The organism is Falsochrobactrum shanghaiense, from assembly GCF_003149535.1.
GTDB classification, from domain to species: Bacteria; Pseudomonadota; Alphaproteobacteria; order Rhizobiales; family Rhizobiaceae; genus Brucella; species Brucella shanghaiense.
Genome location: NZ_QGDB01000002.1, coordinates 398927 through 423510 on the forward strand (window position 1 = coordinate 398927; position 24584 = coordinate 423510).

Genomic DNA, 24584 nt, shown 5'->3' on the forward strand with positions numbered 1-24584 from the left:
ATGAATCTGCGGTTTAATTTCGTCTTCGGCGGAGCCATCTGCATCATCATGGTGCTGGGCGCGATCTTTGCGCCCCTGCTTACCCCTTATGAGCCGATCATGGGCGCAAACCTGATGAATGCCGAACTGCCCCCCGACGCCGAATTCTGGTTTGGCACCGATGCGCAGGGGCGCGATGTGTTTACGCGCATTCTCTATGGTGCGCGGGTATCCTTGACCGTCGGGGTCGTCTCCCAATGTATCAATACGGTCATCGGGCTTTGCTTTGGTATTTCAGCGGGATATTTCGGCGGCTGGTGGGATGATTTCGTCAACGGCCTCACCAATCTGATGCTGGCTATTCCCTCGTTGATTTTTGCGCTCGCCATCATGGCGGTGCTTGGCCCCGGCTTGCCGAGCCTGCTGATAGCACTCGGACTGACCAACTGGTCCTGGACCTGCCGCATTGCGCGCAGTTCTACCCTGTCGCTGAAAAAGCAGGGCTATGTGCAGGCGGCCAAGACGCTTGGCTATAGTGATATTCGCATCATGATCACGCAGATCCTGCCCAATATGGTCGGCCCGATCCTTGTCATCGGGACGCTTGGCATGGGGGATGCGATCCTTGCCGAAGCGGCGCTGTCTTATCTTGGTCTGGGGATCAGTCCGCCAAATCCGAGCTGGGGCAATATGCTGACTGATGCGCGCGAATTGATCGTCAATGCGCCATGGGCGGCAATTTTCCCCGGTATTGCCATTTTCCTCACCGTGCTTGGGCTTAATCTTTTCGGAGACGGCCTGCGCGACTGGCTCGACCCGCATATGAGGACGCGCAAGATATGAGTGAAAACGTGCTTCTGGAGGTGGAAAACCTCCGCCTCGACATCGTTTCAGGCAGTCAAAGCTATAATGTGGTGGAAGATGTCTCTTTCACGATTCGTCGGGGCGAGACTTTCGGCCTGGTGGGGGAATCGGGCTGCGGCAAGAGCATCACAGCACTTTCGATGATCGGCCTGCTGCGCAAGCCGCTGGCAGTCACTGGCGGCGCCATCCGCTTCAAGGGGCAGGATTTGCGCTCCGCATCCGCGCGCGAAATGCGCAAGCTGCGGGGCGATCGCATCGCCATGATTTTTCAGGAGCCCATGACGGCGCTTAATCCGCTCTCGCCGGTGGGGCGGCAGATCGCGGAGATGTTTGTGCTGCATAAGGGCGCAACCTGGCATGAGGCGGAGCGCAAGGCCGTTGAAGCTCTGGCAAGCGTGCAGGTTCCGGCCCCCGATCAGCGGGTGAAGAATTATCCGCATCAGATGTCGGGAGGCATGCGCCAGCGTGTCATGATCGCCATCGCACTGGCCTGCAATCCCGATCTTTTGATCGCCGATGAGCCGACCACGGCGCTTGATGTGACGGTGCAGGCGGAAATCCTGCGGCTGATGCAGGAATTATGCAGCGCGCGCGGCACGTCGGTTCTGATGATCAGCCACGATCTGGGGGTGATCGCCAAAATGTGCCGCCGTGTCGGGGTCATGTATGCGGGGCATCTGGTGGAAGAACGTGCGACGGCGGATTTGTTTCACAGCCCCTCGCATCCCTATGCCGAAGGGCTTCTCGCCTCGCTACCGCAGCTTGGCTCGCGCCAAAGCGAGGGCCAGCGGCGTTTGCAGGAGATCGAAGGCGTGGTGCCTTCCATTTCCGCCTTTCCAAAGGGATGCCGGTTTGAACCGCGCTGCGTGCGCGCAACTCAAATATGCCGGGAGAGCCCGCCGGGCCAGACGCCGCTGGCGGATGCCGGTTTCGTGAGGTGTTATCACCATGATTGACAGAGCGAGCTATTCCGCAGCCCTTGCCGAGCCGCTGGTCCGCATTGATGATCTGTGCGTCTATTTTCCAGTGGGCGGCGGGGTGTTCAACCGGTCAAGGCAATTGCTGCGGGCGGTCAACAATCTCAGCCTGACGCTGAACAAGGGAGAATGCCTGTCGGTCGTGGGTGAATCGGGCTGCGGCAAGTCCACATTGGCGCTTTCGATCGTCGGCCTGCAAAAGCCGACGAGCGGGCAAATCTATTTCGAGGGCAAGCCGATCTCGGGAAAGGGAGAGCCTTCCCGGCTGGAACGCGCAAAAATGGCGCAAATGGTATTTCAGGATCCGTTTGCCTCGCTCAATCCGCGCCAGACGGTATACACCTCCCTGGCCGCCCCCTTGCGTCTTCACGGCGTGACGAACCGCAGCGAAATCGACGGGCGTCTGGAAGAAATCCTGAAACTCGTCGGCCTGAAGCCAGAGCAGGCAAAGCGCTTTCCGCACGAGTTTTCCGGTGGTCAGCGCCAGCGTATCGGTATTGCGCGCGCCCTCCTGCTTAATCCCAAAGTGATCGTGCTCGATGAGCCGGTATCGGCGCTCGATGTTTCGATCCGGGCACAGATCATCAACCTGCTTCTGGAACTGAAAGAACGGCTGGGCCTTTCTTATATCATGATCAGCCACGATCTGAGCGTCGTCGAACATATGAGCGACCGCGTTGCGGTGATGTATTTCGGGCAGATCGTCGAAACAGGGCCGTGGGACCGGATTTTTTCCAATCCCACCCACCCTTATACGCGGCGGCTGATCAGCGCCATTCCCGATCCGATGACGGAACTGGCGGGCGGAAAGCTGGTGGATGACAGCGTGCCGCCGCTGCCGCCGGAAGGCTATCGCTTCTACCCGCAAAGTTTCGGCACGCATGACGTGCATCAGGTGCCGCCGCCCACGCAGCTCGTGGGGATTGGAGGCGGGCAAAGCGTGCGGGTTATCGAGGAAGCCTGAGCGGCTTCACCCGATCAGGCGGTTCTGGCCCGCAGCCTTTCTTCGCCAAGGACGAATGCGCTGTTGATCAGGATGGCAAGGGCCGCAACGACAAGGCCGCCTTGCAGGACGAAGGCGGTATTGCCCGATAGCAGACCAGCGACGATCACCTCGCCAAGCGTGCTGGCGGCCACGGTCGAGCCGATGGTCGCGGTCGCAAGCGAGATAATCGTGCTCAATCTGATGCCCGAAAGGATGACCGGCAGGGCCAACGGCAATTCGATCTTCAAAAGCAGTTGCCGCTCGGTCATGCCCATGCCGCGCCCAGCATCGACCACCGATGCGTCAAGCTCCGTCAGTCCGGTCAGCGTATTTTCAAAAATTGGCAGCAATCCATAAAGCAGCAGGGCGATGAAGGTCGGCACAGGGCCAAAGCCGAAGACCGGCACCGCGATGGCAAGGACCGCGACGGGCGGGAATGTCTGCCCGATATTGGCGATGGCGCGCGAAAGCGGCAGGAATTCGCGCCCGCCCGGACGGGTTGTCAGGATGCCGAGTGTGACGGCAATGAGCGTTGCAGTCAGCGTTGCGGCGCCGACGAGCGCGAGATGATTGATCGTCAGCTGCAGCAGGGAGTTTTGCGTATAGATCGCCGGTGCGTTGTTGCGCGTATAAGGCGCAAGCACAGCTTTGAAGAGCTGGGGCTCGAACAGAAATACGCAAAGAAGCGCAAGCAAGGCGATTTTTGCAATCGTGCCTGCCTTCATGATGCCGCCTTGCGGGCGTGTTCTTCAATTGCAGCGCGGCTGATATGCCCGACGATCTCACCGTCACGGCTTACCGGCAGGGTGGCGCGGCCGCTCCACAGGCTCGTACCCAGCGCTTCGCGCAGGGAACTGGAACTTGCCACCGGCTCGCCATCCGCAGGGCCTGCTTCAAGCAGCTCGTTGACCGTTTTCAGCGCAAGCAGGCGAAACACGCGGTCCCCGCCGCCGCCCAGCAGCGCGCGGACGAAATCCGTGGCAGGATGGGTAATGATGCGCTCAGGAGCGGCATATTGCAGCAATTCACCCTTATCCATCACCGCGATCCGGGAACCCAGACGGATGGCTTCTTCCATATCATGCGTCACCAGCACGATCGTCGTGCCATAATGTTTCTGGATTGCCATCAGATCTTCCTGCGCCTTGTCGCGTATGATGGGATCAAGGGCGCCGAAAGGCTCGTCCATCAACAGGATTTGCGGGTTGGAGGCAAGTGCGCGCGCCACGCCGATGCGCTGCTTTTCGCCGCCGGAAAGCTCATGCGGCATGCGCTCGCGATAGCGGGCGGGATCAAGACGGAACAGCGACAGGAGTTCATCGACGCGGGCCGAAATCCGCGCCTTGTCCCAGCCAAGCAGCACGGGGACGGTGGCGATGTTTTCGGCGATGGTGCGGTGCGGAAAAAGCCCATGCCCCTGAATGGCATAGCCGATGCCGCGCCGAAGAATATGCGGGGGCAGTTCACGGTTGTCCTGTCCATTGATGCGAATGGTGCCGGATGTCGGCTCGACCAGACGATTGATCATGCGCAGCAAGGTGGTCTTGCCTGAACCCGACGTGCCCACGATCACGGCCACATCGCCTGCGCCGACCGTAAGTGAAACATTATCGACGGCAGCCTGTGCGCCAAAGACGCGGGTTATATTGGTAATCTCGATCATGAAGTTCGCTCCGGATTTATCGGCACGCGGCTGATTTCGATAAGCGCATCAAGAAGAATTGCAGCCACAAAGGCCATGGCGACGGTCGGCAATGCGCCCAGCAGCACGAGATCGGTTGCCGTCTGGCTGATGCCCTGAAAGACGAAAATGCCCAAACCGCCGCCCCCAACCAAGCCTGCAATCACCGCAAGCCCGATATTCTGCACGAGCACCACACGGATACCGGTGAGGATTATGGGAAAGGCAAGCGGCAGTTCGACCGAGAAAAGCCGTTGAAGCCGGGTCATGCCGACGCCCTTTGCCGCATCGATTACCGTTGCAGGCACGCTGTCGAGGCCCGTTACGCTTGCAAGGGCGAGGGGCAGGAGAGCATAGGCGACCAGTGCGATGAAGGCTGGAGCAGGGCCGATACCGGCAATGCCCAGCGCCGCCGCACCGGGAAAATTGGCCGCCACCCAGGCAAGTGGCGCAATCAGCATGCCAAACAGCGCCATGGACGGAATGGTCTGGATGACGTTGAAAACGGAGAGCACCGCGTCGCGCAATCCTTTGACGCGATGGATCAGGACGCCAATCGGCATGGCGATGATGAAGGCCGCAATGAGCGAACCGCCAGCGAGAAGCGCATGGGTGCCCAGAGCATTCAGGAACGGCCCGCGATGGGACGCATATTCCTTAAGCAGGGAGAGTTCGTTCCACATGCCGCTATAAAGAAATATAGCCAGCGCAATGAGAAACAATGCAAGCACCGCCAGCCGCGTTATCGGCTTTAGCTGCAAGCGAACGAAAGTGTCGCCTATGGCCAGCGCGAGCGCCAGAAATAACAGCCAGAAACAGCCGCCCGGTGAAACGCGCGTGTAATTGCTTTCGGCAGGTGTGAGGTAGTTTGCGCTTGCACCGATTGCGACGGCAAGGGCCAGCAGGGTCAGGCACAATATTGCCAGGCGCGACAGCAAGGCCGTGCGCAGCGCCATCATAAGCGCGGATGCGAGTGCCAGCCCGATCACCACGAGCGATTGCCAGAAGGCAAGCGCGCTGGCGACGAAAACAGGTTCCGCCGCTGCAATGCGATTGGGGCGCACGAGCGCGAAGGGTTGCAGGGTCAGGGCCAGAACCACGATAAGCGCAATGACCAGTCCAAGCCGGTCAATGCGAAAACGCGCGGGAAAAGCTGCGGCATGGTCTGCTGGTGATTGCATGAAACTCCTCTTCACCGGGATGAAGGATTTCCAGCGCTTCTGCTTGAACGGAATCGTCGGAACCGCTCTATCTATTTGTGTTTACGCATTATCCGGACGCAAAACCATTTCACGCTTTTGCTGGAAATGCTCTATTTGATGAAGCCCTTGCCGGTCAGATAATCGCGTGCGACATCCGCCGCCGGTTCGCCGCCCACCTGCACCCGGCCATTCAATTCCTGAAGGGTTGCGAGATCGAAGGACTCGAAAACGGGTTTTAACAGTTCCTCGATTTGAGGATATTCCTTGAGCACTGCTTCGCGAATGATCGGGGTGGGCAAATAGACGGGCTGCACGCCCTTGTCGTCCTCCATGACGAGAAGCCCTGCTGGCGCGATGCCGCCATCCGTACCATAGACCATCGCGGCATTGGCGCCGGAAGTCTGTTGGGCTGCGGCTGCAATGGTTGCGGCCGTATCACCGCCCGAAAGAGTAATGAGCTGATCCGGTTTCAGGGTGAATGCGTAGGCGGTCTGGAAGGCGGGGAGAGCGGTAGGAGAGGTCACGAATTCGGACGAGGCTGCAAGTTTTATCTCGCCGCCATCGGCAATATATTTGCCGAATTCCGACAATGTCTTGAGATCGTTCGCTTCCGCCAGATCCTTGCGCAGGGCTATGGCCCAGGTATTATTGGCATTTGCCGGCGTCAGCCATACAATCTTGTTGGCGTCGTAGTCGAGCTTTTTAGCCTCCTCATAGCCTTCTTCGGGCTTGTTCCAGACCGGCAATTCCGCCTTGTTGAAGAAGAACGCCGCATTGCCCGTATATTCGGGGTAAATATCGATCTGTCCCTGAATGATTGCCTCGCGCACGATGGGCGTGGCGCCAAGCTGTATCTTGTCGGCGACGGGAATATCATTGGCTTTAAGAACCTGAAGAATGACGTTGCCCAATACGCCCCCTTCGGTGTCGATCTTCGAACTGACGACAACGTCAGCGGCGTTGGCGCTGCTTATGACGCCCATACCGACAAGGAGGCCGGCCATGATCAGTGATGTCTTCATCATTCTGTCTCCATTCAAGTCAGGCTCGTGCAGAGGGCGGTTCCTGTCAGAGCGGAAATGGCAGACCCTCTCCATGTCTTTGCACATCGTGATGTCTTTGCCGCATCGTGCGGTGCAAGTGCGCCGTGCGCCTTTGCCGGAATTGCACCAGCTTAACCCGATTAGCATTCATCGGATAGGGTTAATGCGGATTCGGAATGATGACGGTAAAAATTTTACTGACAAGATGTCGGGATATATTCGTATGATACCGCTTCGGGGCATGAAAAGGACAGGCCGGAAGGCGCGGATTTGCGCACGGCGCAGGTCGGGGGCGAGGGGAAACCGCTAGTTGAGGCAATTTACCCCTTTAGTTAACGCATCGAGGCGGTTAAACGTGCGGAATGCGGCACATCCTGCGGATGTCGAAATACAGATCGCAATGCGATGATTATCGCAGACAGAAAGGAAATATAATGAGCTGGAAACCCCATGGAAGCCATCTGATTGCCGGTGAATGGGTTGCGGGCGCGGATAGATTTGCATCCTCACCTGCGACGGGGCCGTCATATGCGTTTGCCGTTGGTACGCCTGAGCATGTGGCCCGCGCCTGCGAGGCCGCGGAAGAGGCATTCTGGACTTATGGCTATACTTCGCGTGAAGAGCGCGCCGCGTTTCTGGAAGCAATCGCTGACGAAATCGAAGCGCGCGCTGCCGCCATTACTGAAATCGGCACGCAGGAAAGCGGATTGCCCGCCGGACGCCTCGAAGGCGAGCGCGGACGCACGACCGGCCAGTTGCGGCTTTTTGCCGAGCATATTCGCAAGGGTGAATATCTCGATCACCGTGTCGATGTGGCTTTGCCAGACCGCAAGCCTGCGCCACGTCCTGAAATCCGCATGATCCAGCGCCCGATTGGCCCGGTGGCCGTATTTGGCGCTTCCAATTTCCCGCTGGCTTTCTCGACCGCAGGCGGCGATACCGCAGCAGCGCTTGCTGCGGGTTGCCCCGTCGTCGTCAAGGGGCACTCCGCCCATCCGGGGACCGGAGAGATCGTTGCAGATGCCATTCTGGCGGCGATCGAGAAGACCGGAATGCCCAAGGGAGTGTTCAGTCTCATTCAGGGCGGCGATCGCAAGGTCGGCGAAGCGCTCGTAACCCATCCATTGATCAAGGCAGTCGGTTTTACCGGTTCGCTTGGTGGCGGACGCGCCTTGTTCGATCTCTGCGCCCGGCGTCCGGAGCCGATTCCTTTCTTTGGCGAGCTTGGATCGGTCAATCCGATGTTCATGCTGCCCGAAGCCCTCAAGGCGCGCGCCGCTTCGCTTGGCGAGGGCTGGGCCGGTTCGCTTGCCATGGGCGCGGGCCAGTTCTGCACCAATCCCGGAATCGCCGTCGTGATTGACGGGGCCGATGCGGATAATTTTGTCGCCTCGACGCGTGATGCGCTTGAGAAGGTCGGCCCGCAGACCATGCTGACCGACGGGATCGCCAAAGCCTATCAGGATGGCAAGGCGCATTTCGACAGCCGCAATTCGGTCAAGCCGATCCTGACCACCGAAAGCAAAGGCCGTGAAGCCTCGCCAAACCTTTATGAGACGACGGGCGATGCCTTCCTCGAAGACGACTCTCTGAGTGAAGAAGTATTTGGTCCGCTGGGCGTGGTTGTTCGCGTCAAATCCACAGATGATATGGTGCGTCTTGCCAAGGGTTTTGACGGCCAGCTCACGGCAACGCTGCATATGGATGCGGGCGACGCGGAGGCTGCGCGCAAGCTTCTGCCGGTGCTCGAACGCAAGGCGGGCCGCGTGCTGGCCAACGGTTTTCCGACCGGCGTGGAAGTCGTTGATGCCATGGTGCATGGCGGCCCCTATCCGGCGAGCACCAATTTCGGTGCAACCAGCGTCGGTACGCTTTCCATCCGTCGCTTCCTGCGCCCGGTCAGCTATCAAAATCTTCCGGCTGATGTTCTGCCGGAAGACGCCTGATACGCATCTGGTTTCCGGCTGATAATAAAGGGTGGCCCCTCTCTGTTTAAGGGAGGGGCTGCCCTATCTTTATTTGCCAATTGCCGGATGCGACAACACAGACAGATCAGTGCAGAACCGGGGAGGGCAATTGATATGGTTCCTCAACGGGACTCATGCTAACCAGTGCAGATTGGACGCCGTAAAATTGACCGGTTTTTTCATTGTCTCTGGCTATGAGTGAGAGCAAATACATATGAGTTTTGGATCGCCATGGCAGAGACTTGTCTTGCTGCCGCGCCGAAGCAAGCAGATCATTTTGCTGTTGAGCGATTTCGTTTTGTTGTTGCTCAGCGCCTATCTTGCTTTTGTCATCCGCCTTGGCTTCGTTTTTGTGCCGACCAAAGCACAATTCTTTCTCATTCTGGTCGCGCCGATTCTGGCGATTCCGGTTTTTGTCCGTTTTGGCCTGTATCGGGCTATTATCCGTTATCTGGCCGAGCGCTCCATCTGGCCGATTTTTCAGGCTACCGCTATTTCCGCCCTGTTCTGGGTGGCTCTGGTCTTTCTTATGGAGCTTTATGGCGGCTCGGGACTGCCGCGTTCGGTGCCGCTGCTTTACTGGCTGCTGAGCACTGTATTAATTTCCGTCAGCCGTTTTGGCGCAAAATGGCTGATGCGTCGCGCGGAGCCGCACAAGAACTATTCGAGTTCGGCCCTTATCATCGGCGTCGGTGAATCGGCGCGTCAGCTGGCTGTCGCGCTCAGAAGCCATAGCGATACCCGCGTCATGGGTTTTGTCGATCCGGGCGGCCAATTGGCGGGCATGGATATAGTCGGCCTGCGCGTTTACCGGGCCAATCAAATTCCCAGCCTGATTGATAATTTGGGGCTTGATCAGGTGCTGATCTCTGAACCGGCCCTCACACAGCAGCAAAGACAGGATTTTGCCCGGATTCTGGGGCGGTTGCCGGTAAACACCCGTATGCTGCCCCCAATTGCCGATCTGACCGCAGGAAAATATCTCGTCAGCGCGCTCCGCAATATCGAGATCGATGACCTGCTGGGGCGCTCGCCGGTTCCGCCTGACACTGAAATGTTGCGAGAGGTGATCGAGGGGCGCCGTATCATGGTGACGGGTGCCGGGGGATCGATTGGCAGCCAGCTTTGCCAAACCATCGCGAAGTATAATCCTGCCTGCATCGTTCTTTTCGAACTGAGTGAATTCGCGCTTTATCAAATCGACAGACAATTGCGCCAGATCGCATCCTGTCCTGTTATCCCCGTGCTTGGATCGGTGCGCGACCGGCTCAGCGTCGAAAAGGCGATCCGCGAGCATGGCATCGATACGGTCTATCATTGCGCGGCCTATAAGCATGTGCCGCTGGTGGAGAAAAATCCGCTGGTCGGCATTTACAACAATGTTTACGGCACGTTGGAAACCGCGGCGGCCTGCCTTGCAAGTGATGTGGAACGCATGGTGCTGATCTCATCGGACAAGGCTGTGCGGCCCACCAATATTATGGGGGCGACAAAACGCTGGGCGGAACTGGTCGTCTATTATCATGGCCTGCTGGCGGCGCAGGCCGGCAAACGCAAACTGTTTTATTCGGTTCGTTTCGGTAATGTGCTCGGCTCCAACGGTTCGGTTGTCCCGCTGTTTCGCGAACAGATCGCCCATGGTGGTCCCGTAACGCTGACACATAAGGATATGACGCGTTATTTCATGTCGATAAAGGAAGCGGCGGAGCTGATTGTTCAATCGGGGGCCATTGCAGAATCCGGCGATACGGTTCTGCTTGAAATGGGAGAACCGGTAAAAATCCTCGATCTGGCCGAGAATATGATCCTGCTGGCCGGGCTTAGCATCCGCGACGAAGAGAACCCCGACGGCGACATTGCCATTGAAGTGACGGGCGTGCGCGAAGGGGAGAAGATGTATGAAGAGCTCTTCTACGATCCCTCCCATGCGCAGCCGACGCGTCACCCCAAAATCATGCGCGCGCCGAAGGGCAAAAAGACGGACGTGGACGTGCCTGCCAGTCTGGAGGCCTTGCAAGCAGCCATCGAAAGTGGCGATGTCGAAACAGTCCGCAAGGTTTTGTTCAGCGTCATAGCTTTCTGAAATGTCCGCGAAAGTCGAGTATCAGCACCAATACGGCAACGATTGCGACCAGCAGGAAGGCCAGCCGCACGAACATGTGATCAAGGCTCATCATGGCGATGGCGCTGCCAATCAGAATGAGGTTGAGCATGGTGACATGTCCGATGATTTTCCAGACGCTCCAGCCCGACCGTCTTGCGATCTGATAGGCATGTCTGGAATGGGCCTTGAGAATATTCTCGCCGCTGAGCGCACGCAGGATGATGGTAGTGACGGCGTCAACGATATAATAGAGCGGCAATATCAGGGCCACGGCGATATGGGTTTCTTTAGCCAGCAGAAGAAACGCCGTCCCCGCCAGCAAGCCGAGTGGAAAACTGCCTGAATCGCCCAGAAAAATGCTTGCGGGAGGGCGGTTGAAGAATGCGAAGCCGAAAAGCGCGCCTGCGGTAATGGCGGCAATCAGGCCGCTTTGCGCGTCCGCAAGATGCAGCGCCGCAAGCACGGCCACACCGGCCAGTGGCATGCCGATGCCTGCAACCGTCATCAGGTCGAGGCCGTCCATGAAGTTTGTGACATTGATCGTGGTGACGAGAGCAAGCACGACAAGCGCCATTTCGAGCCCATGCGGCAGCATATCCGGCAGCAAGCGGAAATCAGGGCCCAGTCCATAGACGACAAGGCAGGAGGCGACGATTTGCGAGCCAAACCGCGTTGGAACCGAAAGATCGAAACGATCATCCAGTCCGCCAATGACCCATAGCAGGGCGGTTGCACTGCAAATACAAAGCACAAACCGGCCCGTCAGTCCTGCATCCGCACCAAATATCAGCAGGGTCGCAATGATGGCCGGTATGAGGGCAAGCCCGCCGATTTGCCGCGCGGCCACCGTATGATTGGAGCGTGCATTGAAATGGGCTGCCAGAAATTTGCCCGGCAATATGGTCGCCAGGAGATAGAGGCCAACGCCGCAAAGCACGGCGCTCACAAGAAAAACGACCAGCAGAAAAACCATTGCGATTACCAAGGAAAATAAAACTGCAAATCGATTAACAGTTTTGCAGCCGCACGCAAATCCCCGCACCGGCAATGATCTGTGCAATCCCGCCCATACCAGCCGTTTCGGGATATGGAATTTTGATATGCGCTTCGCTATGGTTCGGGCCTGTCTCAATAGGAGAGTTCGTTGACTATTTTTGTTTTCGGCAGCGTTAATATCGATGTCAGCGCCAGAATGGCGGCGCTTCCGCGTCCCGGAGAGACTGTCAATGCCTCGACCTATGGCATTGGTCTCGGCGGCAAGGGTGCCAATCAGGCCGTGGCGATCGCCAGACTTGGCGGAGAGGTTCACTTTGCCGGCGCGGTCGGCAGGGATGCCTTTGGTGATCTGGCGATCAGCCAGATGCAGGAATTCGGCCTCGGCACGGAGGGAATCCGCATTATCGACAATGTCGATACCGGCATGGCGATCATTCAGGTGGAGGAAGCGGGGCAGAACACTATCGCAGTTTGCGCCGGGGCAAATGGCCGCTGGAGGGCGGCGGATGTCGATGAATATGCCGCCGATATGGCGAGGGCGAAAATCGCGCTTCTGCAACGGGAAGTACCCCACGAGGCTAATCTTGCGGTCGCAAAGGCCGTAAGGGCTGCGGGCGGTGCGGTTTGTCTGGACCCCGCTCCGGTTGGCGGTGCGGATCACCTCATGGACCTGATTGCGCTTTGCGACATTATCTCGCCCAATGAAACGGAAGCCGCGCAGATAACCGGTATCGAGCCGAACGATCTGGCTTCGGCGGAAGCGGCGGCACGCGCAATTCTGAAACAGGGACCGGAAACCGTGATCATAAAGCTTGGCGGGCGCGGATCGCTGCTGGTGACGGCGGACGAGACACGTCATTTCGAGCCTTTCAAGGTCAAGGTCGTCGATACGGTCGCCGCAGGCGACAGTTTCAACGGCGGATTTGCCACTGCTTATGCGCAGGGCCGTTCATTGCATGACTGCGTGCTCTATGCATCGGCTGCGGGTGCGATAGCCGTGACCCGCCCCGGCGCGGGGGCGGCGGCGCCAACCGGGCATGAAGTGGAGGCATTGCTCAAAGGCGGTTGAAGCGGCTCGCCTTGCGGGAAGCGAATGATGTCATGCCTTAATAATGGATGACATTCCCTTGAGCTTTCTGGACAAAATCCGGCAGAACAACTATGTGTTCGGAACGGACAACAGCGTGTTTGACGGTGACGGTCATGTTTGCATACCAGCGTTACACAATTTGTGTTGCTGCAGTCGTTTTGACGCTGATTTCGCTTCTGGGCGCAATTTTCTATAATAGCTGGTTATGGCTGCCTGCGGCCCTCTTCGGCGCTCTGGTGCTGGTGGGCATTCATGATGTGCGGCAGCGCAGGCATGCGATCCTGCGCAACTATCCCATCATCGGCCATATGCGTTTCATCCTTGAAAGCATCCGCCCCGAAATTCGCCAATATATGCTCGAATCCGATCATGAAGAGGTTCCTTTCAGCCGGCAGGATCGCGGACTGGTCTATCAGCGCGCCAAGGGCGTGGAAGACAAGCGGCCCTTTGGCACGATCGAAAATGTCTATGGTTCGGGTTATGCGTGGCTGACGCATTCTGCGGCCCCCGTCGTCATCGCCGATACGGATTTCCGCGTCCGCATCGGCGGCTCTGCCTGCAATCAGCCTTATAGTGCCAGCCTTTATAATATCTCCGCCATGAGTTTTGGCGCGCTGTCCGCAAACGCTATCCTCGCGCTCAATAGCGGTGCGCACAAAGGCGGCTTTGCACATGATACGGGCGAGGGCAGTATCAGCAAATATCATCGGCAGGGCGGCGGCGACCTGATCTATCAGGTGGCATCGGGCTATTTTGGCTGTCGCGATGATGCGGGACGATTCTCGCCGGAAAAATTTGCTGTCACTGCCGCCGATCCGCAGGTCAAGATGATCGAGGTGAAACTTAGTCAGGGTGCCAAGCCCGGCCATGGCGGCATGTTGCCGGCATCCAAGATTTCTGCGGAAATCGCTGAAGCGCGCGGTATTCCCATGGGCGTGGATTGCGTGTCTCCGGCGGCGCACAGCACTTTCTCCACGCCTGTCGAGCTGATGCAGTTCATCGGGCAATTGCGCATGCTTTCAGGCGGCAAGCCGGTCGGCTTCAAGCTGTGCATCGGTCATCGCCGCGAATTCATGAGCATGGTCAAGGCCATGCTGAAGACCGGCATTGTTCCCGATTTCATCGTTGTCGACGGTGCGGAGGGCGGCACGGGTGCAGCTCCCGTTGAATTCGCAAACCGTGTTGGCATGCCGATGCTGGAAGCCCTGACCTTCGTGCATAATGCGCTGCGTGGTGCTGGCATAAGGGATGAAGTGAAGATCGGCGCGGCAGGCAAGATCATTTCTGCCTTCGATATAGCCCGTACATTGGCTCTGGGCGCCGACTGGTGTAATTCCGCACGCGGCTTCATGTTCGCTGTCGGCTGCATTCAGGCGCAGTCATGCCACACCAATACATGCCCGGTGGGCATCGCCACACAGGATCCTCTGCGTCAGAAGGCCATTGATGTCGGTGACAAGAGCGAGCGCGTAGCACGCTTTCATCGCAATACCATGCGTGCCCTGGGGGAAATCGCCGGTGCCGCGGGCCTGACCAATCCAAGCGATTTCATGCCCTATCACTTCATGTTCCGCCAGAAGGACAATGAATTCCTCGATGGCAACGAAGCCTATCCCTATCTGCCGGAAGGTTTTCTGGTCTCAGGCAGCGAGATTCCTGAATTGTCAGACTGGTACAGTCGCTGGGACCGTGCGTCGGCGGAATCATTCACGCCGCCGGAAATTCCCCATGGGCCATTTCAGCGTCGCAAGGCGGCATGATTCCGGCTGGTTCGCTTTACAAATAATTCATCCGGGCCGTCGTGCTTGTCCCCTTTAAGTGGGATATTGGAGGCCGGATGTTTCCGCTATATGGACCCATGCGCCTTTCATGAATTGCGCGTCGACCATAGGAGGAATTTATGTTCAAGCGTACTGCTTCGGCAATTATCGCAGTTTTGATGGCATCCAGCGCGGCGGTTGCGGCGGAAGAAATCACGATCGCCACCAATATCGCCAATGTGCCTTTTGAGTTTGAAGATGCCAGCGGCAAGCTGCAGGGATTTGAAGTCGATCTGGTCGACATGATCGCAGCGCGGATCGACAAGACAGCCAAATTCACGCAAATGCCTTTCAACAGCCTGTTTTCGGCTGTGCAGTCCAGCCGCGCCGACATTGCGATCGGATCGATCACCATCACGTCCAAGCGGCTTGAGTCGGTCTCCTTCACGCAGCCTTTCTACGATGCCGACCAGTGCCTGACGGTTGCTACATCCGGCGGCATTGAAGGCTTGGATGGCCTGGAAGGAAAGGACGTTGCAGTCATCACCGGAACCACCGGCGAAATGTGGGCTTCGGAAAATGAGCCGAAATATAAATTTGGAACAATCAAGCGTTATGATGGAAATGCTGACCCGATGCTGGACATTGCGACCGGTCGTATTGCCGGTTTCATCCATGATTGCCCAATCGACGCATATTACATCCGCGACAAGCCGCAATATAAGATCGTAGCCACGATTCCGACCAATGAGCAGTTTGGTCTGATGCTGCGCAAGGATAGCCCGCTTCTCAATGATGTGAACGAAGCCATCACCGCCCTTAAAAACGAAGGCGAGATGGAGCGTTTGCACAAGAAGTGGTTCGGAACCGATGCAGCAGCCGATTCGAGCACTTTGACGGTGCAGCCGATCCCTACGAACTGATCGTCTTCAAGACAGCCTGAAACGATGGCCTCCTTTTAGGGAGGCCATCTCTTTACTCGGCTGTTGCCGGCAGCCGAACAAACATAATGCCATTGGTGGTTTGAATGGATTTTATAACAACTTTCGTGAATGTCGGCGTACTCACGCAGGCGGCTCCGCTGCTCCTGAAAGGCTTTGGCCTTACGATCGTTCTGGGCGCGACGAGCCTGGTCCTCTCGCTGGTTCTGGGGCTGATGCTGGTGCTGATCCGCCTTTATTCGCCCTATGTCACGCGTGTTCTGGCAACGGCCTATATTGATTTGTTCCGTGCGATACCGCTGCTCGTCCTGCTTGTGCTGATCTATTACGCCCTGCCTTTTGTCGGCATCCGCCTGTCATCCTTCTGGGCCGCGACCGCAGCGCTTTCGCTTGTCGCATCGGCCTATATGGCAGAAACCTTCCGCGCCGGGATCGAGGCCGTCTCACGCGGCCAGTTCGAGGCAGCGCAGGCGCTTGGTTTTTCCTGGCCGCGCATGATGCTCGATATTATCCTGCCGCAGGCCATGCGCATGGTCATCCCGCCCGCAACAGGCGTTGCCGTCGGTCTGATCAAGGATACAGCACTTGCTTCCGTCGTGGCCCTGCCGGACCTGCTCAAGCAGGCAACCCAGGCGCAGGCATTCTATGCAAATCCCTCGCCGCTGATCGGCGCCGCAGTATTATATCTGATCCTGCTGCTGCCGCTTGTCCGCATCGTCAATGTCCTTGAGTCGAAGCAAAAGCGCTCTCGTTGAAAACAATGCGAAATATCACGCGGCCGCGCGGGAGGAATTACTCATGAATCAAACCAGTCAGAAATCGAACGACGCCGATGTAATCATCGAGATCGAAAAGCTGGAAAAGCATTATGGCGATTTCCATGCCCTCAAGGGTATCGATCTTTCGGTGAAGCGCGGTGAAGTCATCGCCATCATCGGATCGTCGGGTTCCGGAAAATCGACGCTCATTCGCTGCATCAACCTGCTTGAAGACTTCTCTTCCGGCAAGATCACTGTCGACGGCGTGCCCGTCACGCAAGGAAAAAATCTTGCAAAAGTGCGTGCTGAAGTCGGCATGGTCTTCCAGCAGTTCAACCTGTTTCCGCATATGACGGCGATCCGGAATGTGGCGATTGCCCCGGTGCGGGTACGCGGTCGCACATGGGCCGATGCGGAAGCAAAAGCAAAGCAATTGCTTGAGCGGGTCGGTCTTGCGGAGCATATGCACAAATATCCGGACCAGCTTTCGGGCGGACAGCAGCAACGTGTGGCAATCGCACGCGCTCTCGCGATGGAGCCGGTCGTCCTTCTCTTTGACGAGCCGACCTCGGCGCTCGATCCTGAAATGGTCGGCGAAGTGCTCGATGTGATCCAGCAGCTTGCGAAAACCGGCGTGACGATGCTGGTGGTGACGCATGAAATGTCGTTTGCCCGGCGTATCGCAGACCGCATTCTGTTCATGGAACGCGGCGAGATTATCGAACAGAACGATCCAGACAGCTTCTTCGATAATCCGCAGACGGAACGGGCCAAATTTTTCCTCAGCTCGATCGTCCGCTCGTCGGAAAACTGACGTCTCCTTTTCGATATTTCTGTCTTGCAAAGGCAAAACCCATGAATATTCACCCGTCTTTTCCGATTGAAGCCCGGCCTCAGGTTCAGGCGCTCTCCAGCTCGCTTATTCGCGAGGTCGCCAATAGTGCGATGGGGCAGGCGCAGGTTCTGCCTTTCTGGTTCGGGGAATCGGACCGTCCGACGCCGGATTTCATTCGCGAAGAAGCCGCGCGCTCCTTGATGGGCGGAGAGACCTTCTATTCGCAAAATCTGGGGCGGCCTTATTTCCGTGAAGCTGTCGCACAATATCTGAGCAATCTGCATGAGCGCTCCATTGAAGTGGAACGGGTGGCGGCGGTCGGCTCCGGTGTTTCGGGTCTTATGATCGCCTCGCAGCTTTTGCTGTCGCCAAACGATAAAGTCGTTGCCATCACGCCTCTTTGGCCGAATGTGTGCGAAATACCGCGCATTCTGGGCGCGCGCGTTGAACGCGTGGCTCTGGATGTGGCCGAAGGCAAATGGTCGCTGGACCTTGATAAGCTTATTGCCGCGCTGACACCGGATACGCGTGCACTTTTCATCAATTCGCCCAACAACCCCACGGGTTGGACAATCGATGAAGAAGGCATCACGGCAATTCTCGACCATTGCCGCAAGCATGGTATCTGGATTTTCGCCGACGATGTCTATGAACGGCTGGTATATGATCCCGCCAAGCGTTCGGCACCCTCGTTTCAGCGGCATTATCAGGATGGGGATCGTATAATCTCCGTCAACAGCTTTTCCAAAGCCTGGTCGATGACAGGATGGCGTGCAGGCTGGATTCTTGCGCCAAAGGCTCTTGCCGATGATCTGGCTAAGCTGATCGAGTATAATTTTTCCTGCATCTTCGAGCCGACCCAGCGGGCCGCGACCATCGCGCTTGAAAAGGGGGAAGCGGAAGTGCTCAGCCTGCGACAGCATCTCGCGCATACGCGTGCGGTCCTGCAAAATGCGCTCAACGGACTTGACGGCGTTGAAGTGCCTGATGCGGGCGGCGCCATGTATGTCTTCTTCCGCGTCAACGGATTTGACGACACGCTGGCCCTTGCAAAGCAACTCGTAAGCGAGGTCGGCCTCGGGCTTGCACCGGGCGGTGCATTCGGCTCCGAAGGCAATGGCTGGCTGCGCTGGTGCCACGCTGTGCAGGAAGACAAGCTGCTCGCCGGGATCGAGCGTTTCTCGTCATTTATCGGCAAGCATCGGTAATTCCGGGCAAGCCAAGAACTGGCCGATCGGGTTTGGCGCCTTTCAAGGCGCCAAACGCGTTTTAAGTTGCTGTTCTGACATCAGTTATTGCCCTGGCAGACTTGTGTTTTATGAAAAAAGTCCATTGACATGGCGGGGTTCTCGTAGCATTGTTCATATTGTAAACAATATGTCCATATTATGAACAGGGAGGAGAGCGTGTCTGCAGAACAGCCGGGCGATAATATCGACCCCGAAACTATACGACGGATGCCTTATCAGAATCCCCAGCCGGTCGAGATGTTGCCGGATCTGGTGGTTCCGAACGCTATTCCGACCGACGACCGCATCTGGGTGCCGCAATCTGAAAATGTCTGGTTCAGGCCGCTTTGCCTCAACCGGTCGGCGGGCTACTGGATGAACCTGCTCAAGGTGCGCAAGTCGGGCGTTTTAAGCCGCCATCGTCATCCGGGGCCGGTGCATGCACTGGTGCTGAAGGGGAGCTGGCGTTATCTGGAACATGACTGGATCGCCACCGAGGGCTCTTATGCTTTTGAACCGCCGGGCGAGATTCACACGCTGGTGGTCGATGAAGGCGTCGAGGAAATGATTACCTATTTCCAGGTCAATGGCTGCATGTATTACGTTGACCCATGGGGCAACAATAATGGCTATGAGGACATCTTCACCAAGATCGATATGTGCCGCAAGCACTATGAGGAAGTCGGTCTTGGCGCGGATTATGTTGATCAGTTCATTCGCTGAATTGTGAATTGCCAGATTGCGGACGGCCATAAGGCCGTTCGCTTTTTTAGAGCGCATCTCGAAAACTGTGAAACGGTTTCGGGATAACGACATGCTTTAATGATGCGTTGCGGGTGGAGCTTATGACATTTCAATCGGATATTTTTGCCGGTAAAACGGCTCTGGTTACGGGGGCTACGACCGGCATTGGCGCAGGCGTGGCGCAAGGTCTTGCCCGTCTTGGCGCGAATGTGACAGCCGTCGGGCTTGGTGCCGATCAGGCGCGTGCGCAGGACGGGAGCGCAATCAGTTTTCGCGAGCTGGATGTTTGCGACGAAGCCGGTGTGCAGGCTTTGGTCGACAGTCTGGACCGCATCGATATTGTCGTGAATTGTGCTGGCGTGATCCGCCGCCACGAAGAGCATCAGCTCGATGTTTTCGAAAAGGTGCTGGCCATCAACCTGACGGGCACCATGCGGGTTTCAACGGCGGCACGCGCGAAGCTTGCCGAAAGCAAGGGAGCGATCGTCAATACGGCTTCCATGCTGTCTTTTTTCGGCGGCGGGCTGGTTCCCGCCTATAGCGCCAGCAAGGGCGGCGTGGCGCAATTGACCAAATCGCTCGCTATCGCCTATGCGCCTGATGGCATCCGGGTCAATGCCGTCGCACCCGGCTGGATCGCGACACTGCTCACGCAGGCGCTTCAGGATGATCCCGCGCGATCTGGCCCGATTCTTGAGCGCACGCCGATGAAGCGCTGGGGCAAGCCCGAGGATATTGCCGGAGCTGTAGCATTTCTGTGCAGCCCTGCCGCAGCATTCATCACCGGCATTGTCATGCCGGTCGATGGGGGCTATCTGGTGAGCTAGAGCATTTCCGGCAAAAGCGTGAAACGCCTTCGCAGGTAAATCAGTTCACTGGACTGATTTACCTGCTCCGGTGCGTCGGATAATGCGATGAGACAAAAACCCGGAACGGTTGGAGGTTGCGGCGCCGATGAGTGACGAAGAAGCTGGTCCTTCGGGCAGGCAGGAAGTGCCCGGCACGGCGTCTTTTTCGCGTTTCATGCGCGTATTGCAGGCGGTCAGCGACAGTGAAGCGCCATTGACGACGGCCCGGCTTGCAATATTGGTGGGGCTCCCGCGTCCGACGGTCTATCGTATCGTCGCAGCACTTAAAGCCGAAGGCATGCTGACGGAAGAAGCACAGACCGGCGCATGGCTTCTCGGTCCCCGGCTCGTCAGTCTTGCCGCGCGCAGTTGGGACCGATCCGATCTGAGAAAGGCTGCGCAAATTCCGCTTGCCCAACTTCGCGACCAGCTTGACGAGACGATCCATCTGGCAATTCGCAGCGGCGATGAAATGGTCTATATCGACAAGATTGAGAGCAATCGCACCGTACGCATGATGTCGCGCGTCGGAACATGCGTTCCGCTTCACTCCAGTTCAGTGGGCAAGGCCTGGCTCGCCAGCCTCGATGATGTGGAAATGCGCGCAATTCTCGCGCAATTGCCTCTCAGGCCGCGCACGAAGCATACATTGACGACCCGCGAGGCGGTCGCGGCTGAAATTGCGGCTACGCGCGAGCGCGGCTACTCGCTCGATTTGCAGGAAAATGAAGAAGATATTTGCTGCTATGGTCGTGCCATTCCCGATCAGAATGGCCGCGCTCGGGGCTGTATCAGCGTGAGCATGCCGCGCTATCGTTTTGAAGAGGCCCCGTCCGGGCCGATTACGCAGGCAATGGAGCAATGTGTCCGCGCTATTGCTCAACAGATGATTTCCATGGATGGCTGAACCAATGACAATTCCCGTATCCCCTGCTTTCGTTTGTGTCGTTGATTGGGGCACCACCAGCTTTCGCCTGTGGCTGCTCGATCGCGAGGGCGCGGTTCTTGCTGAAAGCCGTTCCGATGAAGGCATGATGAAGGCGGCGGAGACAGGCTTCGCTGTCGTCTTGCAAAAGCATCTTGCAAAGGTTGAGGCGCATCCCGAACTGCCGGTGCTTGTCTGCGGCATGGCCGGTGCGCGGCAGGGTTGGGTGGAAGCGCCTTATGTTGCAGTGCCCGCGACGCTTGCCGGGCTTGCGCAAGCCGCCGGAAAGATCGAGGAACTGCCGCGCGATATTCGGATTCTGCCGGGTGTCGCGCAGCGTGATCCAGATGCGCCCGACGTCATGCGCGGCGAGGAAACCCAATTGCTGGGCCTTGCAGACATCGGCGCGGAGCAGATCATCTGCATGCCCGGCACCCATAGCAAGTGGGTTGAAATGCGTGAAGGAGCCATCCATGGCTTCACCACCTATATGACCGGGGAGCTTTTCAGCGTTATCGGCAAGCATTCCATTCTCAGGCACACGGTTGGCGACGCGAAGGGCGGCACGGAAATTCCGCCAGCCTTTCTGGAGGCGGCGAGCCGCGCAATGGGCAATCCTGACGCATTGACGCAAGGTCTCTTCAAGCTGCGCGCAGGCCAGCTTCTGGGCTATAGCGAGGACGGAGAAGGCGCAGCGCAATTGTCGGGCCTGCTGATCGGTGCCGAAATCGGCGCTGCCTTGCGGCAATATCGCGATATGCGCGCGCCTGTCCTCATTTCCGATGGCCGTCTGGGGCTGCTTTATGAAGCAGCGCTGAAACAAGCCGGATTGGAGCCGGTCATCGTTGATGCCGGCGACATTACGCGCGCTGGCCTCTATACGCTCGCCCGCCAGATATGGGCGGCTTGAGCCAAACCTATAATCCGCCTTTGTTGCAAGGAGTTACATATGTCCACACCATCGCCCAAAATGCCATGGCCCGATCTCAAGCGTTCACTGGTGGCGATCCTGCGGGGTATTCGCCCGCAAGAGGTGGAAGCCATTCTGGGCGTTCTGATCGAGGAGGGATTTGAAGCCATTGAAATTCCGCTCAATTCGCCCGAACCGTGGGTTTCGATCGGCAAGGCGGTCGAACTATATGGCGATCGCGCGCTCATCGGAGCAGGCACGGTGCTCAGCGCGGAGGATGTGCATAAATTGGCTGATCTGGGCGGACGCATCATGGTCAGCCCCAATACGGATGCCGAAGTCATTCGCACGGCAGCCGAGCGCGGTCTTTATTCCATGCCGGGCTGCTTCACAGCCAGCGAAGCCTTGCTGGCCATCAAGAGTGGCGCATCGGCGCTTAAATTCTTCCCGGCAGCAACCCTTGGACCATCCGGCATTGCGGCAATCAGCACCATCCTGCCGCGCGATGCGGTCGTCGGCGCGGTCGGTGGCGTTTCCGAGCGTGATTTTGCGGATTACGTCAAGGTCGGCGTGCGTGCTTTCGGTCTGGGAAGCAGTCTCTACCGGGCGGGCGATGACGCGGCAAGCGTGCGTGAAAAGGCGAAAAGAACAATCGCTGCCTATGATGCACTGGAGCTATAGAAAGTTCAGCCGCTCTGGTAAGGCCAATTGAAAAAGCCTGCCTTTCAGGGTAAAGCCTGAAACCATCCTCTTGAGTGGGGATGGGCATCATTGATGTTTCGCATGGTCAGCGAGGTTCAGGGACGATAATCAGAGATGAGATCGGTTGAGACGAGCGATTTCGCAAAATGCAACAAGGCGATAGCTGCCCTTATCGAGGAACTGGATAATCCCAATTTCGAGAGCAGCTTTGTGACCGCATTGCGAAAGGTGGTTCCTTTCGATCTCGCCATGATTTCCATTTACGACCGCGACAATGTGTTTGCGCCCGATTGTGCGCTTCCTTTCGGAATCAGCGAGGATGTGCTCGAAAAATATTATGCGTCTACCTATCGGTTTAGCCCGTTTTTCCAGATGCATAAGCGCGGGCTGCGCGGCGGTATCTACCAGATGGAAAAGCTGGCGCACTCGTCGGTCTTGAAAAAGCCGACCCGTAATATGGATATTCTGGAAATCGACCACTCCGAAGAGGTCGGTTACAGCACGATCGGCTGGCCCAAGCGCCTGCGGGAAATCGGTCTGGCGATCCGTCTTTCGAGCACGCAGACCGTGCAGGTCGCCCTCTATCGCGTCGGCGCTTCGCATTACCGACCGGGAGAAGTGGAAAGTCTCGCCGCTATTTCGCAGGTCATGGGTTCGCTTTACAGGCGTTTCCGTTCCAGAGCCGGTGAACGGCGGCAGCAGCCCCAGTCGATGGTTGCCCAGTCATTGCAGGAACTGGCCGCTCATATGCTTTCTCCGCGCGAGCTGGAAGTGATCACGCTGATTGTGGAAGGCCAATCCGGCGAAAATATCGCCCGCATACTCGGTGTGGGGGAAGAGACGGTCAAGACCCACCGCAAGCGCGCTTATCAGAAGCTGGGGGTGAAATCCCATGTGGAATTGTTCGTTCTTTTGATAAGCCAAATGAAAAGAGCCTGATTGCCGAAGATTCTGATTGCTTGGGCAGTTTTCACGCCTGTTTGTCGGGCATGGCATGGTCTCCCAGCGTGATTTCGGGCGTGAACACGATTCGGCGGGTGAGGGTAGCGCGCTCGTCGGTCAAGGCGCGGCATGCGATGCGCGCAGCCATTTCGCCCATATGACGGCGCGGAGAGCATGAGGTTGCGATCTTGACGGGAAGGGCTGCGGTCAGTTCCAGACCGTTGAAGCCCGCAATCAGCACCTGATCGGGAACTGCGACGCCTTTTTGCATGCAGGCAAACAAACCGCCCGCGGCCATGTCATCATTCGAATAATAGATGCAGTCAGGTTCGGGCGCGGTTGCCAGCATTTCCAGCGTCAGCCTCTTTCCGAGGGCCGCAGAGGAGAATTCCGGTGCGATTGATTGTGCGATGAAGCTCAATCCCGCAGCCTTCAGGACTTTTTCAAAGCCCAGTTTGCGCTTTGCCGCGCGTAAATCCTTGTCGAGCGCACTGCCGACATAGCCGAATTTCCTGCGGCCCGCGCCAAGCAGGGCATGGGCCATTTCTTCGCCAGCCACGCCATGCGAAAGCCCGATGTTGAATTCGATCGGATAACCATCCGTATCCATGATCTCGATCACGGGAATTTTTGCCTGTTCCAACAGCCGCCTTGTCTCCTCGCCATGTTCAAGGCCGGTCACGATAATGGCGGCAGGCTGCCATGAGAGCATGTCGCGGATAACAACATGCTCCTTGAGGGGATCGTAATCGGTGATGCCGAAGACGGCCTGCATGCCGCTTCCTTCAAGACCTGCACTTATGCCCGCAAGTACCTCAGCAAACACGATATTCGACATGCTCGGCACGACGACGCTGACCAGATTGGTTCGTTGGGACGAGAGTGCGAGCGCCAGGCGGTTGCCCACATAGCCGAGCTGCTCTGCCGCACGGCTGACTTTCAGCACGCTTTCTCTGGAGACGTCAGCCGCCCCGCGCAGCGCACGCGAAGCCGTCATCTTGCTTACGCCTGCCGCTGCCGCAACTTCTTCCAGGGTCGGTTTTCGCATCTATGAAACGGCTTCCCGCCAAATGGCCCGGTCAATATTGCTGCTATTGTTAGG

General features: G+C 57.5%; 23 protein-coding genes. 17 read left to right on the top strand and 6 right to left on the bottom strand.

Annotated elements, in window-relative coordinates; all coding sequences use genetic code 11:
• From DKP76_RS05740 to DKP76_RS05750, 3 genes are read left to right on the top strand one after another with little or no spacing between them, the layout of a single operon-like run.
• Positions 1 to 822: an ABC transporter permease gene (locus DKP76_RS05740; RefSeq protein ID WP_109705488.1), complete on the top strand. Its 822-nt coding sequence runs from the start codon at positions 1 to 3 to the stop codon at positions 820 to 822.
• On the top strand, positions 819 to 1799 hold the full coding sequence (locus DKP76_RS05745; protein ID WP_109705489.1) for an ABC transporter ATP-binding protein: 981 nt from the start codon (positions 819 to 821) through the stop codon (positions 1797 to 1799). The genes DKP76_RS05740 and DKP76_RS05745 overlap by 4 nt, the downstream gene beginning before the upstream one ends.
• Positions 1792 to 2784 (top strand): ABC transporter ATP-binding protein, encoded by a 993-nt coding sequence (locus DKP76_RS05750; protein ID WP_109705490.1) that lies wholly within the window; start codon positions 1792 to 1794, stop codon positions 2782 to 2784. The genes DKP76_RS05745 and DKP76_RS05750 overlap by 8 nt, the downstream gene beginning before the upstream one ends.
• Positions 2785 to 2798: 14 nt before the next feature.
• On the opposite strand, the gene DKP76_RS05755 is transcribed toward DKP76_RS05750, so the two are convergent.
• The 4 genes from DKP76_RS05755 to osmF all read right to left on the bottom strand — a co-directional run bounded on the left by DKP76_RS05755 (position 2799) and on the right by osmF (position 6710).
• The gene (locus tag DKP76_RS05755) at positions 2799 to 3530 is read right to left on the bottom strand and encodes an ABC transporter permease (RefSeq protein ID WP_109705491.1); all 732 of its coding nucleotides are present in this window, start codon (positions 3528 to 3530) and stop codon (positions 2799 to 2801) included.
• On the bottom strand, positions 3527 to 4468 hold the full coding sequence (locus tag DKP76_RS05760) for an ABC transporter ATP-binding protein (protein ID WP_109705492.1): 942 nt from the start codon (positions 4466 to 4468) through the stop codon (positions 3527 to 3529). The genes DKP76_RS05755 and DKP76_RS05760 overlap by 4 nt, the downstream gene beginning before the upstream one ends.
• Positions 4465 to 5667, bottom strand: coding sequence for an ABC transporter permease (locus tag DKP76_RS05765; RefSeq protein ID WP_109705493.1), 1203 nt, complete (start codon positions 5665 to 5667; stop codon positions 4465 to 4467). The genes DKP76_RS05760 and DKP76_RS05765 overlap by 4 nt, the downstream gene beginning before the upstream one ends.
• A gap of 131 nt (positions 5668 to 5798) precedes the next feature.
• On the bottom strand, positions 5799 to 6710 hold the full coding sequence (gene osmF / locus DKP76_RS05770) for a glycine betaine ABC transporter substrate-binding protein OsmF (protein WP_109705856.1): 912 nt from the start codon (positions 6708 to 6710) through the stop codon (positions 5799 to 5801).
• 455 nt (positions 6711 to 7165) lie between these two features.
• Here osmF and DKP76_RS05775 point away from each other — a divergent pair, with 455 nt between their 5' ends.
• Positions 7166 to 8677 (top strand): aldehyde dehydrogenase (NADP(+)), encoded by a 1512-nt coding sequence (locus DKP76_RS05775; RefSeq protein WP_109705494.1) that lies wholly within the window; start codon positions 7166 to 7168, stop codon positions 8675 to 8677.
• A gap of 235 nt (positions 8678 to 8912) precedes the next feature.
• Entirely contained in the window at positions 8913 to 10781 is a 1869-nt protein-coding gene (locus tag DKP76_RS05780) for a polysaccharide biosynthesis protein (RefSeq protein WP_109705495.1), read from the top strand.
• Here the strand turns inward: DKP76_RS05780 and DKP76_RS05785 are convergent.
• The gene (locus DKP76_RS05785; RefSeq protein WP_109705496.1) at positions 10768 to 11775 is read right to left on the bottom strand and encodes an MraY family glycosyltransferase; all 1008 of its coding nucleotides are present in this window, start codon (positions 11773 to 11775) and stop codon (positions 10768 to 10770) included. The two genes, DKP76_RS05780 and DKP76_RS05785, sit on opposite strands and share 14 nt — an antisense overlap.
• A 219-nt stretch (positions 11776 to 11994) precedes the next feature.
• On the opposite strand from DKP76_RS05785, the gene rbsK reads away from it, so the two are divergent.
• From rbsK to DKP76_RS05845, 12 genes are all read left to right on the top strand, one after another.
• On the top strand, positions 11995 to 12867 hold the full coding sequence (gene rbsK, locus DKP76_RS05790) for a ribokinase (protein WP_245410178.1): 873 nt from the start codon (positions 11995 to 11997) through the stop codon (positions 12865 to 12867).
• Positions 12868 to 13001: 134 nt separating this feature from the next.
• Positions 13002 to 14648, top strand: coding sequence for an FMN-binding glutamate synthase family protein (locus DKP76_RS05795; RefSeq protein ID WP_109705498.1), 1647 nt, complete (start codon positions 13002 to 13004; stop codon positions 14646 to 14648).
• Positions 14649 to 14788: 140 nt separating this feature from the next.
• On the top strand, positions 14789 to 15571 hold the full coding sequence (locus DKP76_RS05800; RefSeq protein WP_109705499.1) for a transporter substrate-binding domain-containing protein: 783 nt from the start codon (positions 14789 to 14791) through the stop codon (positions 15569 to 15571).
• A 104-nt stretch (positions 15572 to 15675) separates the two neighbouring features.
• Positions 15676 to 16344: an amino acid ABC transporter permease gene (locus DKP76_RS05805; protein ID WP_109705500.1), complete on the top strand. Its 669-nt coding sequence runs from the start codon at positions 15676 to 15678 to the stop codon at positions 16342 to 16344.
• Positions 16345 to 16387: 43 nt separating this feature from the next.
• Complete coding sequence (locus DKP76_RS05810) at positions 16388 to 17161, top strand: amino acid ABC transporter ATP-binding protein (protein ID WP_109705501.1); 774 nt, start codon at positions 16388 to 16390, stop codon at positions 17159 to 17161.
• 41 nt (positions 17162 to 17202) lie between these two features.
• Positions 17203 to 18390 (top strand): pyridoxal phosphate-dependent aminotransferase, encoded by a 1188-nt coding sequence (locus tag DKP76_RS05815; protein WP_109705502.1) that lies wholly within the window; start codon positions 17203 to 17205, stop codon positions 18388 to 18390.
• A gap of 249 nt (positions 18391 to 18639) precedes the next feature.
• Positions 18640 to 19134, top strand: a complete 495-nt coding sequence (locus tag DKP76_RS05820) for a 2,4'-dihydroxyacetophenone dioxygenase family protein (protein ID WP_245410179.1) — start codon at positions 18640 to 18642, stop codon at positions 19132 to 19134.
• 122 nt (positions 19135 to 19256) lie between these two features.
• Positions 19257 to 19982: an SDR family NAD(P)-dependent oxidoreductase gene (locus tag DKP76_RS05825; protein ID WP_109705504.1), complete on the top strand. Its 726-nt coding sequence runs from the start codon at positions 19257 to 19259 to the stop codon at positions 19980 to 19982.
• A 127-nt stretch (positions 19983 to 20109) separates the two neighbouring features.
• Positions 20110 to 20910, top strand: coding sequence for an IclR family transcriptional regulator (locus DKP76_RS05830; RefSeq protein WP_109705857.1), 801 nt, complete (start codon positions 20110 to 20112; stop codon positions 20908 to 20910).
• A 4-nt stretch (positions 20911 to 20914) separates the two neighbouring features.
• Positions 20915 to 21838, top strand: a complete 924-nt coding sequence (locus DKP76_RS05835) for a 2-dehydro-3-deoxygalactonokinase (protein WP_109705858.1) — start codon at positions 20915 to 20917, stop codon at positions 21836 to 21838.
• 39 nt (positions 21839 to 21877) lie between these two features.
• Positions 21878 to 22519: a 2-dehydro-3-deoxy-6-phosphogalactonate aldolase gene (locus tag DKP76_RS05840; protein ID WP_109705505.1), complete on the top strand. Its 642-nt coding sequence runs from the start codon at positions 21878 to 21880 to the stop codon at positions 22517 to 22519.
• Between the two features lie 135 nt (positions 22520 to 22654).
• Positions 22655 to 23479: a helix-turn-helix transcriptional regulator gene (locus tag DKP76_RS05845; protein WP_109705506.1), complete on the top strand. Its 825-nt coding sequence runs from the start codon at positions 22655 to 22657 to the stop codon at positions 23477 to 23479.
• Positions 23480 to 23510: 31 nt separating this feature from the next.
• Here DKP76_RS05845 and DKP76_RS05850 read toward each other — a convergent pair whose 3' ends face one another.
• Positions 23511 to 24530 (bottom strand): LacI family DNA-binding transcriptional regulator, encoded by a 1020-nt coding sequence (locus DKP76_RS05850; RefSeq protein ID WP_109705507.1) that lies wholly within the window; start codon positions 24528 to 24530, stop codon positions 23511 to 23513.
• Positions 24531 to 24584: the final 54 nt, after the last annotated feature.